General features: G+C 73.9%; 9 protein-coding genes. 6 read left to right on the top strand and 3 right to left on the bottom strand.

Features of this window, described 5'->3' with window-relative positions; genetic code table 11:
* The first annotated feature begins 1 nt into the window (after position 1).
* The 5 genes from ACFV8H_RS11010 to ACFV8H_RS10990 all read left to right on the top strand — a co-directional run bounded on the left by ACFV8H_RS11010 (position 2) and on the right by ACFV8H_RS10990 (position 4,701).
* The gene (locus ACFV8H_RS11010; RefSeq protein ID WP_380398449.1) at positions 2-1,504 is read left to right on the top strand and encodes a B12-binding domain-containing radical SAM protein; all 1,503 of its coding nucleotides are present in this window, start codon (positions 2-4) and stop codon (positions 1,502-1,504) included.
* A complete protein-coding gene (locus ACFV8H_RS11005) occupies positions 1,505-2,263 on the top strand; it encodes a DNA alkylation repair protein (RefSeq protein WP_380398447.1) in 759 nt (252 codons plus the stop codon).
* Positions 2,260-3,291 carry a DUF4872 domain-containing protein gene (locus tag ACFV8H_RS11000; protein WP_380398445.1) on the top strand — a complete coding sequence of 344 codons (1,032 nt, stop codon included), beginning with the start codon at positions 2,260-2,262 and terminating at the stop codon, positions 3,289-3,291. Before ACFV8H_RS11005 ends, ACFV8H_RS11000 begins: the two co-directional genes overlap by 4 nt.
* Before the next feature lie 14 nt (positions 3,292-3,305).
* Positions 3,306-3,710: a pentapeptide repeat-containing protein gene (locus tag ACFV8H_RS10995; protein ID WP_380398443.1), complete on the top strand. Its 405-nt coding sequence runs from the start codon at positions 3,306-3,308 to the stop codon at positions 3,708-3,710.
* An 88-nt stretch (positions 3,711-3,798) separates the two neighbouring features.
* Positions 3,799-4,701: an arylamine N-acetyltransferase gene (locus tag ACFV8H_RS10990; protein WP_380398441.1), complete on the top strand. Its 903-nt coding sequence runs from the start codon at positions 3,799-3,801 to the stop codon at positions 4,699-4,701.
* A 4-nt stretch (positions 4,702-4,705) separates the two neighbouring features.
* On the opposite strand, the gene ACFV8H_RS10985 is transcribed toward ACFV8H_RS10990, so the two are convergent.
* The 3 genes from ACFV8H_RS10985 to ACFV8H_RS10975 form a co-directional block, all read right to left on the bottom strand.
* Entirely contained in the window at positions 4,706-5,341 is a 636-nt protein-coding gene (locus ACFV8H_RS10985; protein WP_380398439.1) for a GyrI-like domain-containing protein, read from the bottom strand.
* A 157-nt stretch (positions 5,342-5,498) separates the two neighbouring features.
* Positions 5,499-6,770: an ATP-binding protein gene (locus tag ACFV8H_RS10980; protein ID WP_380398437.1), complete on the bottom strand. Its 1,272-nt coding sequence runs from the start codon at positions 6,768-6,770 to the stop codon at positions 5,499-5,501.
* 183 nt (positions 6,771-6,953) lie between these two features.
* Positions 6,954-8,696: a SpoIIE family protein phosphatase gene (locus ACFV8H_RS10975; protein ID WP_380398435.1), complete on the bottom strand. Its 1,743-nt coding sequence runs from the start codon at positions 8,694-8,696 to the stop codon at positions 6,954-6,956.
* 306 nt (positions 8,697-9,002) lie between these two features.
* Here ACFV8H_RS10975 and ACFV8H_RS10970 point away from each other — a divergent pair, with 306 nt between their 5' ends.
* A complete protein-coding gene (locus ACFV8H_RS10970) occupies positions 9,003-9,785 on the top strand; it encodes a S1 family peptidase (RefSeq protein ID WP_380398433.1) in 783 nt (260 codons plus the stop codon).
* The last annotated feature ends 125 nt before the right edge of the window (positions 9,786-9,910 follow it).

Genomic DNA, 9,910 nt, shown 5'->3' with positions numbered 1-9,910 from the left:
GATGCGGGTACTGCTCATCTCCACCAACAAGATCCGGGTGCCGAGACCGGCGCTGCCGATCGGCATGGCGTACATCAGCGCCGCGCTCAAGCGGGCCGGCCACCAGGTCGACGTGCTCGACCTGCTGTGGGAGTCCCGGGAGTTGAAGGCTGTCCGGGAGCGGCTGACCTCCCAGCGGTACGACGTCGTCGGCGTCGCCGTCCGCAACCTGGACAACCTGACCTTCGTCGACCCGATCTTCTTCGGCCCGATGACGGAGAAGATCGTCCAGTGCGTGCGCAAGTACACCTCGGCCAAGGTCGTGCTCGGCGGCTCGGGCTTCTCGGTCGAACCGCTGGCGTTCTTCGAGTACGCCCAGCCGGACTACGGGATCGCGGGCGAGGGCGAGGCCGGGATCGTCCAGCTGATGGAGTACCTCCAGGGCGGCGGGCGGAAGCTGGAGGAGATCTCCGGGCTGTGCCACCTGGACGGCAACGGGCACTTCGTGCAGAACCCGGCGGACTCCGCGTTCGACCTCGGGGCGCTCGAACCCGACCGGTCGGTCTACGACCCCCGGTACTTCGAGGAGGGGGTCTCGGCCGCCTCGGACCTCACCCGGGACCACCAGCCGGCCATCGAGACGCTGCAGACCAAGCGGGGCTGCAAGCTCTACTGCTCGTACTGCATCATCCGCAAGACGGAGGGCAAGGGGAACCGGTTCAAGGAGCCCGCCGAGGTGGTCGGCGAGATCCAGCGGGCGATGGCGGAGAACCCGGCCGTCCGTGAGTTCGAGATCGTGGACGCGACCTTCAACTTCCCGATCGAGTACGCCTCGGAGGTCTGCGCGGAGATGATCCGCGCCAAGCTGGACGTCGCCTGGTACTGCCAGCTGACCCCCAACGCGGTCACGCCGGAGTTCGTCGACCTGCTCGCCGCGGCCGGCTGCATCCGGGTCGACCTGGGCACCGACGCGCTGACCGACGAGGCGCTGGCGGACCTCCAGAAGGGCTTCGACATGGCCAAGGTGCTGGAGGTGGACCGGCTCTTCACCGCCAGTCCGATCGAGCACACCCACTGCGTCTTCCTCGGCGGCCCGGGCGAGACCCCGGCCGCGCTGCGGGAGTCGATCGGCTTCACCGAGCGGTTCCTGAACCCGGCCCAGATCTACGCCAACCTCGGCATCCGCATCCTGAGCGGCACCAAGCTCCAGCAGCAGGCGGTGAAGGCCGGGATCCTCACCGAGGGGCAGGGCACCTTCGTCCCCGCGTACTACGTGGAACCGGCGATCGTCGAGGACCGCGACACCCTCGACTTCGTCCGGAACGCCTACCTCGGCCACCGGAACTGGTACTTGTGGTGGGGGCTGCGCGGCCAGAGCCTGTCGGACCGCGCGGTCCACTCCAAGCGGACCGTGGCCGACATGCAGCGCGAGTACGACTACGTGATGAGCGCCAAGCCCCGGTTGGAGAAGGCACCGAAACGGCCGACCGGGAAGCCGGTCATGCTCAACCTGGGAGTGGTCTAGGTGAACACGGAAGCGGTCGCCGGCGAGCTGCTGGCGTCCCTCGCGGCCCGGGGCGACGCGGACTTCGCGGTGGGGATGCAACGCTACTTCCCCCACGAGATCCGCGCCCTCGGCGTCGGCAACGCCGCGGTGGTGGCGCTCGCCGGCGACTTCTTCCGGGAGCACGGGGACGTCCCCGCGGCCGCCAGGCTCCGGTTGGCGGAGGAGGTGCTGGCGCGCGCCGACCACCACGAGGAGGTGCTGCTCGGCTTCGCGCTGCTGCACAAGGTCGCCCGGACCGGGCTGGGCGACGACTTCCTCGACCGCTGCGAGGGCTGGCTCGAACGGTACGTGTCCAACTGGGCGCAGTGCGACGACCTGTGCCTGAAACTGCTCTACCCGTACTTCCTGGGCCACCTCGACCGACTCCCCCGGACGACGCGCTGGGTCGGATCGGAGTCCCCCTGGGCGCGCCGGGCGGCGAACGTGGCGGTGGTGAAGTTCGTACGGCGCAAGGTCGGCAAGGTCACCTACGAACTGCCGGTCGCCCACGTCCTCGACAACTGCACCCGGTTGATGCACGACAAGGACCCGTACGTGCAGAAGGGGTCCGGGTGGCTGCTCAAGGTCACCGCGCAGGTCCACCCGGCCGAGGTGGAGGCCTACCTGCGGCAGTGGCGGCCGGTCATGAAGCGGGACACCTTCCGGTACGCCCTGGAGGGCCTGGACAAGGAGACCCGGGGAGCCCTGATGGCCCTCGGTGGGAAGGCGGAGGCTTGAGTACCGGCGGTTACGTGCACCGGCGCGGGATCCACTGCGAATCGGCGTGCCAGTGCAACATCCTGGCGGCCGCCGGCCACGAGGTCGACGAGGACGTGGTGTTCGGCCTGGACGGCGGCTTCGGGTTCTCCTTCTTCCCCGCGCGCGGCGGCGCCCCGGACATCGTGGTGGGCAAGCAGGCGATCATGCCGCTGCGGGCCGCCCGGCTGATGGGCGTCGAGGTCGCCGCGCACGCGCCCGCGTCCGGCAAGGGGCTGGCCCAGCTGCTGGAGTCGGCCCCCGCCGTCATGGTCCGGGTGGACCTCGGCCGGCTGCCGTACTGGGGGCTGGAGGGCCGCTCCTCCTTCGGCGGGTACTTCGTCAACGTGGTCCGCGCCCTCGACGACGACCGCTTCGAGGTCTCCGACCCGGCGCTCGACAGCACCGTCCTCGTCACGGCGGCGGACCTGGAGGCGGCCCGCTCCAGCCGCGACTCGCCGCCGCTCAACCCCGACCGCAAGGCGTACGTGTTCGGCGCCCGGCGGACCGCTCCCCAGCTCGGCCTGGTCGGACCGGTGGCGGTGCGCAACCTCTGCCGCGACGTCCTCAAGCCCGGCAGCCGGAGCCTGGGCCTGGCCGGGATGAAGCAGCTGCAGTCGACCGCCCCGACCTGGCCGCGGACCAAGCTCGGCGAGGTCGACGACGTGGACGCCGCGGGCCGGGTGGTGCGCACCGACGCGCTCTCCCGCCAACTGCTGCACCTGGGCCGCCAGATCGAGACCTTCGGCACCGGGGGCGGGCTCTTCCGGCCGATGATCGGGCGCTTCCTGGCGGCCGTCGCCGAGGCCTCCGGCGACGCCCGCTACACCGGACCCGCCGAGCTCTTCCGGGCGAGCGGCCGGCACTGGCAGACCCTGGGGCGCGCGCTGCTGGACGGCGCCGCCGCCCCGGGCGGGGACCGGCAGCAGCTGGTGGACGCCGTGGTGGACACCGTCGGCACCGCGATGGACCTCGAGAAGCGGGCGCTGCGCGCGCTCGGCGGCGTGTAGGGCGGGAGGAAGCCATGCCGAGCGCGGACGAGACGATCCTGGCCCAGGGCCCCGACCGGTGGAACGAGTACGCCCGCCGACGCCGGGCGGAGGGCCCGTTCCGCCCCGACCTGCGGGCCGCCCGGCTGCACGGGGCGGACCTGCGGGGCGCGGACCTGGTGGACGCCGACCTCAGCGGCGCGGTGCTGACCGAGTCGTACCTGATGTCCGCCGACCTGCGCGGCGCCAACCTCCAGGACGCCGACCTGGTCGAGGCCTACCTCATCCAGGCGGACCTGGCGAACAGCCGGCTGGTCGGGGCGGACCTCGACGGGGCCGACCTCAGCGGGGCCGACCTCACCGGCGCCGTGCTCGACCCGGGCTTCCGGCGCCGGGGCGTCATCTCGGACTTCCTCACGATCTGGCCGCAGGACCTCTGAGGCCCCGGCCCCTGGGACTGCGGCCCGGGCCGGGGCCTGGGCCGGGGCCGGACCGCCACCGTCAGCACGCGAGCAGGAGGAGACAGCAGTGACGGCGACTTCGTCCACCGACGAATGGGGCATGGACCAGCTCGACCTGGACGCCTACCTGAAACGGATCGGCCGACCGGACCTGGGCGACGCCAAGCCCAACCGGGAGACCCTCCGGCGGCTGCACCGCGCCCACGTCGAGTCGATCCCCTTCGAGAACATCGACATCGTGCTGGGGCGCGAGGTCCCGATGAGCACCGCCGAGATCCAGCGCAAGCTGGTGGCCGCCGCCCGCGGCGGGTACTGCCACGAGCACGGGCTGCTGTTCGGCGCGGTGCTCAACCGGCTCGGGTACCGGGTCGACCGGCTGCTGGCGCGCCCCCGGGAACGCCCCGGCCGCCCCTGGCCGTGCACCCACCTCACCCTGCTCGCCTCCGGCGTGGACGGCGACTGGCTGGCCGACGTCGGCTTCGGCGCGGGCCTGCTGGAGCCCCTGCCGCTCACCGAGGACGGCTGGAGCACCCAGGGCGAGGGCTGGTCCTTCGCCGTCGCCGCCCACGAGGAGGGCCGGCAGCTGATGGAGCGGGCGGTGCCCGGCACCCCGGCCGGGAACACACCGGGCACCTCGACCGGGAACACCCTGTACTCGTTCTCGAACCGGGCGCAGCGGGCCGCCGACGTCGACGCGGCCAACTACTACACGTCCACCCACCCGGACTCGCCCTTCACCGGCCAGCTGATCGTGATGCAACGTTTCAGCGGCGAGATGCGGCGCCTGCTCAACCGCGACTTCTCCCGGGTCAGGCCGGACGGCACCGCCGAGCGCCGGCAGCACCTCGACGACGGGCAGTTCGCGGCCGTGCTGACCGAGGAGTTCGGACTGGCCCTGACGGCGGAGGAACTGCGCGGGCTCGCCGCGCGGGTCGGCGACGTCCGGTCCAGCCTGATGGGCGGCCCGTGAGGGCTCACTGCGCGGCGGTGGCCCCGGCCGGGGCCACCGGCTGGCGGAGGATGGTGCGCAGCCGGCTCGGGTGCGCCCGGCGGGCGTCGGAGAGGTAGATCTCGTGGTGGCGCCCCCGGAGGGTCAGCCCCTGGGCCGGCACGAACTCGTCGTGCATCCGGGCGATCGTCGGCCCCTCCTCGTCGTACGGTCCGACGTGCAGGACCTGGACGCTGGGCCCCTCGGTGAACTCCTCGAACCGCACCAGCTTCACGGCACTGAGGTCCTTCGTCCGGTGCACCCGCTCCAGCGCCGCGTCGACGATCCGCGGGGTGATCCAGTCCGGCTGGACGATCATCAGCGTCCAGTCCCAGGCGTCCTTCTCGCGGGTCCGGAAGACCTCCAGGTCCTTGGAGGACCACAGGCCCTCCAGCGGCCCGACGGTGTGGATGCGCCCCAACTCCTGCTTGGCGACGGCCCGTACGGCGTAGGAGGTGGTGTAGAGCGCGGTGACCACCTCCGCGTACTCCGGCGAGGTGTTCGGGTTGCCGTGCCCGTCCGCCATCAGGAACCTCATCCGCGGGACGTCGATGACCTCGAACTTCCGGCGACCGGCCGAATAGAGGCCCGGCCGTTCCTTCTTGACGTCGTAGTTGTCCATCGCGGCGCTGCTCCCGGTCGGTCGGCTTGGTCCGGTCGGGAGCCATCCTAGGAGCCGTGACGGCGGGCCCCGCGCCCGGTTCCCAGGGTTCCCCCCATCGGGCGAACCCGGCCGCCGGGGGCAGCGGGGACCGGTCCCCGCCGTCACGGGCCCCGGCTCACAGCCGGGCGTGCGAGCCGATGTCGGCACGGAAGGCCTCGACCATGGCGGACGTCACCGTCGGGCGGCTCGCGCCGATCGCGGCGAGGTGGTCCGCGGTGGTCGCCCCGGGGACGGCGTCGTCCCGTTCGAAGGCGCTCTGCGCCGCCAGCCGCGCGGCGTGTTCGATGTCGGCGGGCGAGAAGCGCTCGCTCGCGGCCACCAGGGCGGGCACGTCCACGTCGGCGCGGTCGGTGCCGAGGGCGTAGCGGGACCAGATGGCGGCGCGGGCGTCCGGGTCCGGCGGTCCGATCGGGATGACGTAGTCGAACCGGCCGGTGCGCAGGAACGCCGGGTCGAGCGAGCGCACCGAGTTGGTCGCGCAGACCAGCAGCCGGCCGTCGCGTTCGCGGAACCCCGGGATCAGCTTGAGCAGTTCGTTGGTCACCCCGTGCACGGCGCCCGGCTGGCCGGCCCCGCCGCGCACGGGGGCGATCTCCTCCACCTCGTCGATGAAGACCAGCACCCGCTCCAGTTCGCCGATCCGCGCGAACGCGCTGCGCAGCGCGGCGGCCAGGTTGCCCTCGTCGGCGAGGCGGGAGGGCAGCAGCTCGACGAACGGCCAGCCCAGGCGGGAGGCGATGGCCCGGGCGAAGGTGGTCTTGCCGGTGCCGGGCGGCCCGAACAGGGTGATCGCGCGCGGCGGCCGCACCCCGTGCCGGGCGGCGCGCTCGGGTTCCGCGAGCGGCAGCACGATCCGCCGCTCGATCAGCTCCTTCTCGGCGGTCATCCCGGCCACCTGGTCCCACAGGTCCCCGCTCAGCAGCCGCCCGCCGAGCTCGTCCAGGGTGCCGGCCGCGGGCCCGGCGGCGGGCTCGGTCTTCTCGAAGTACGCGGCGGCGGGCCGCCGTTGGTAGCCCGCCTTGTGCAGTCCCTCGCCGAGCAGCTCCTCCTCCGGCAGCACGTAGGCGATCCGCCGCACCCGCAGCTCGACCAGCCGCCGCTCCAACTCCCGCAGCAGCGCGCTGGCCAGGCCCCGCCCGCGCCAGGCCGGGGCGATCGCCACCCGCATCACCCAGGCCCGCTCCCCCGTCCCGGCCACCTGGGCCAGCGCGGCCCCGATCGGCGTGCCGCCGTGCACCGCGACCACGGCGGGCTGGCGTGCGGTCAGCGCGGCGATGCACTCGGCGAGCGGGAACACGGACTCCTGCCCCAGCCCGGCGGTGCTGTCGATCAGGTGGACGACGGCGGCCAGGTCCTCCTCCCGGTAGTCGTGGATCAGCCAGTTCACGCGCATCGCTCCCTCGGGTCGCCGCTCGCCGGTCGCCGTCGTACGGCACGGCCCGTACGGGCGGTTCGTACGGGCGGTTCGTACGGTTCCGGAGAAGGTAGGCGGGCCGGGCGCGGCCCGTCGTGCGCCGATCGGGACAACGCGCCGTGGACGAACCGTACGCGGCAGCGGGTTGCGCGGCCGCTACGCGAGCCGGGTGGTCCTGGGCAGGTCGAGCTCCGCCCACACCGCCTTCCCGAAGGCGGTCCGGCAGGCTCCCCAGCGGCGGCACAGGACGTTGATCAGTTGCAGTCCGCGCCCGCCCTCGTCGCTCAGCGAGGCGTGCTGGATCTGCGGGAGGTCGGGGCCCCGGTCGGAGACCTCGATCACCAGGCGGTCGTGCCGGAGCAGTCGCAGCGGCCCGACCGCGCGCCCGTGGCGCAGGGCGTTGCCGGCCATCTCGCTGACCACCAGCTCCGCCGCGTCCACCAGGTCGGTCAGCTCCCACCGGGCCAGCTGGTCGCGGACCAGGCGGCGGGCGGCGCCCGCCGCCGAGGCGTCCGCCGGGAGGTCCCACACCCGCACCTCGGCGGCCGCCGCGCCGTCGAGCGCGTCGGCGGCGACCAGGACCGCGTCGTCGTACCGGCCGGCCGGCGCCAGGTGCGCCGCCTCGGGCCCGGGGCGGCTCCGGAGCACCGGGCCGGCCTCCCGGCGCAGCCGCTCCAGGTCGGCCGCGAGGTCCCCGCGGCGCGTCTTGGCCAGCCCGTCGGTGTACAGCAGCAGCCGGGCCCCGCCGGGCAGGACGATCCTGGTGCCGTCGTAGGGGATCGCCCCGGCGCCGATCGGGCCGCCGACCGGCAGGTCGACGAAGTGCGCGGGGCCGTCCGGGCCGACCAGGACCGGTGGCACGTGCCCGGCCGAGGCGAGCGCGCAGCTGCCGTCGGCCGGGTCGTAGACGGCGCAGAGGCAGCTGGCGACCTGTTCCTCGTCGAGGTCGCGGGCCGCCAGGTCGAGCCGGGCGAGCACCCGCTCGGGGACGGTGTCCAGGGCCAGCAGGATGCGGGCGGCGCCGCGCAGGCGGCCCATCGTGGCGGCCGCGGGCAGGCCGCCGCCGAGGACGTCACCGACCACCAGGGCGGTGCGGCCGCCCGGCAGCGCCACGACGTCGAACCAGTCGCCGCCCGCCACCCGGCTGTCCAGCGCCGGCAGGTAGTCGCAGTGCACGTCCAGCCCCGGGGTCGGCGGGGACTCGCGCGGCAGCAGGCTGCGTTGCAGGGTGACGACGGTGTCCCGTTCCCGTTGGTAGAGGCGGGCGTTGTCGATGGACAGGGCGGCCCGGCCGAGCAGTTCGGTCGCGAGCGCGAGGTCCGCCCGGTCGAAGCCGGGCCGGTCGCCGGACCGGACGAAGTCGGCGATCCCCAGCAGCACGCCGCGGGCGACCATGGGGACGACCAGGTAGCTGTGCACACCGGCGGCGGCCAGCTGGGCGGCGCCGCTCGGGGTGGAGGCGATCCGCAGGTAGTCGTCCGGGGTGGTCCTGGTGACCAGGACCGGTTCGCCGGTGACCAGGGCGTCCCTGGAGTAACTGGGCCCGAGCACGCTGGGGCTGCCGACCGGGTCGGCCTCGATCACCCGCACGCTCGGTATCCAGGCGATCGCCATCGCGCGCAGCGCGGGCGGCTCCGGCCCCTGCCAGCGCTCGGTCTCCTCGCCCCGCAGCACCGTTTCGAGGAGGTCGACCGCCGCGCCGTCGGCGAACCTCGGCACGGTGGAGTCGGCCAGCTCCTGCGCGGTGCGCCGCAGGTCGAGGGTGGTGCCGATCCGCCGTCCCGCCTCGTTCAGCCAGGAGAGGTCGGCGGGCAGGCGCTCGGCTCCGGCCCCGCCGTGCGGGGCGCCCCCACGGCCGTACGGGCCTCCCCCGCGGCCCGGGAGTTGCGGTTCGGCCATGGCCTCCGCCTGTCCTGTGCAGTCCGGCCGTCCCCACCAGCCTGGCACGGCGCGCGGCCGGTCGCACGGCGCGGCCGGGGGCCGCCCCGGTTCGGAGCGGCCGCGGGGCCGCCCGGTTCGGAGCGGTCTCGGGTGCGCGATCCTCGCGCATATTTGCGTGTTTACGCAAGCCTCCGATCGTCGCTCCTCTCCCCGCCGAGTGGCGGATGTTCCCGACGGGCCGTCAGGGGCCAGCCTTGCGGGCAGTTCGACAGGTTCACGTCATCCCCCACAGGCGGCCCCCACGCCGCCGGACAAGGACACGTCATGAGGCACTTCCCCCTGCCCGGGATCCTCGCCACCGCTGCCGCGGCCGCCGCCCTCGTACTCGCCGCACCGGCGGCCGGCGCCTCCGCCACCCCCCTGCCCAGCCGGCCCATCATCGGCGGCGCCGCCGCCTCCCAGGGCTACACCTTCATCGTCTCGCTCCAGCAGAACGGCCAGCACATCTGCGGCGCCTCGCTGATCTCGCCCACCTGGGCGGTCACCGCGGCCCACTGCGTGGCCGGCGGCACGGCCGACCAGTTCACCGTCCGGGTCGGCTCCAACGACCGGACCTCGGGCGGCGAGGTGGCCTCGCTCGCCAAGGTCGTCTCCCACCCGAACTACAGCACCAACAACGACATCGCCCTGCTCCAGCTCAGCGCCCCCGTCCAGGCCACCCCGATCGCCATCGCCGACGGCGCGCCGTCCGGCACCGCGATCAAGCTGCTCGGCTGGGGCCAGGAGAACCCGCAGCCCGGCGCCGACGGCGGCCCGGACCAGCTCAAGGAGCTGGACACCAGCCTGCTCCCGAGCGGCTGCGCCGAGGGCTTCGACCCCTCCTCCGAGCTCTGCGTCAACAACCCCCAGGGCCCGGACGGCAGCAACCAGGGCGCCTGCTACGGCGACTCCGGCGGCCCGGCGATCGCCCAGGTCAACGGCGAGTGGCGACTGCTCGGCGCCACCAGCCGGGCCGGCGGCTCCTCCTCCACCTGCGCGGTCGACCCCTCGATCTACACCAACGTGACGGCGTTCAAGGACTTCGTCCAGACCACCATGGCCGGCTGATCCCCGACCCCTGCGCGGGGGCGCGGCAGCGCCCCCGCGACCGGCGGGCCGGCACCCCCCCCCCCCGGGGGGGGGGGCGGGGTAGTAAAAAAAAAAACCCCCCGCCCCCGCCCCCACCCCCCCAG

This window comes from Kitasatospora sp. NPDC059827, assembly GCF_042731675.1.
Classification (GTDB): domain Bacteria; phylum Actinomycetota; class Actinomycetes; order Streptomycetales; family Streptomycetaceae; genus Kitasatospora.
Note: the sequence above shows the minus strand (reverse complement) of the source record. Positions and strands in the feature narration are given on the sequence as shown.